Genomic DNA, 1,266 nt, shown 5'->3' with positions numbered 1-1,266 from the left:
CGATAAGCGAGTCCCAACCGCAGATGCCGCAGTCGGCGCCGCCGCAGCCCACAAAGGCGGGCGCATCGCTGGGACGCACGATGACAAACTCGATATCGCCGACCGTGCCCTCGCCGGCACGCGTGTCGCGACCGCGCACAATCAGGTGACGGCCGGGGTCGCGCAGCTCAGAGACATCCAGGCCCGCGGCCTCGAGCACGTCGAGCGTGTCGGCCTTAAGCGAGCCCTTGGGCACGGCGATGCGTAGCGGGCCTTCGGCGCCGCGGCCCACGGCGTGGTCACCATCGGAGGCGGCGTCCTCGGCAGAGGTGCACGCGGCCTCCAGACGCTCGAGCGAAAAGGCGAAGCCCGCCGCCGGCACCTCGATGCCGTCGCCGAACGCGCCGGTAAAGATAGAGTCGTAGCGACCGCCCGAGCCCACCGGATCGGGCAGGCCACCGGCATAGGCCTTAAAGACCAGGCCCGTGTAGTAATCGAAAGAATTCATAATGGAAAAGTCGAAGGACAGTACCTGAGCGTCCTCGGGAGCCAGGCCCTCGACCAGGGCACGGAGTTCGCGCGTCAGCGGCGCGGCGATACCGGCGGCCTCCAGCAGCGCGTCCACGCGGTCGAGCACCTCGGCACCACCATGCAAGCGCGGCAGTTCGCTGACGGCGGCCTTAACGGCATCGGTCTCGGCGCTTGCCGCCACGCGGGCATCGAGGCCCACAAAGTCGTTGGCGTGCACGCAGCGCAGAGCCTCGGCAGCCAGCTCGCGATCCTCGCACGCCGCGAGCAGCTCCTTAAACGGGCGCACGCTACCTGCGATAATGCGCGCATCGGGCAGCGCCAACTTGCGAACGGCCTCGGCCACCAGCGAGACGATCTCGACATCGCCCGCGGTATCGCCCGCGCCGATGAGCTCAAAACCCAGCTGGGTAAATTGACGCGAACCGCCGGCATTGCGCTGGCATTCGCGAACCACCGGCGCCTCATAGCGCAGGCGCAGCGGCAAGTCGGCCGCGCGCATGCGGGTCGAGACCAAACGCACGATCGGCAACGTATTGTCGGGACGAACCACCAACAAGCGGCCGTCATCGTCAAAAAGCTTAAACGGCGTGTCCGCGATACGGCCGCCCTCCTCGAGCGAGCCCTTGTCCTCGAGCAGCGGCGTCTCAACCGGCAGATAATTATGCTCCCTAAAGCAGCCCTTCACCGTCAGCGCAATCTCCTCGCGCGCCTGAGCCTCCTCGGGCAATATGTCCCGGAATCCCCACGGTGTGGCCG

General features: G+C 67.1%; 1 protein-coding gene. It reads right to left on the bottom strand.

Annotated features, from left to right (window positions below):
* Positions 1-1,266, bottom strand: a 1,266-nt coding sequence (locus tag ABHR76_RS10040; protein ID WP_346977652.1) for an ATP phosphoribosyltransferase regulatory subunit, incomplete at both ends; no start/stop codon positions are given.

Origin of the sequence: Collinsella aerofaciens (assembly GCF_039752985.1) — a bacterium.
GTDB lineage: Bacteria > Actinomycetota > Coriobacteriia > Coriobacteriales > Coriobacteriaceae > Collinsella > Collinsella aerofaciens_BT.
The sequence above is the reverse complement of the archived record's forward strand: the minus strand, read 5'-3'. Positions and strand labels throughout refer to the sequence as shown.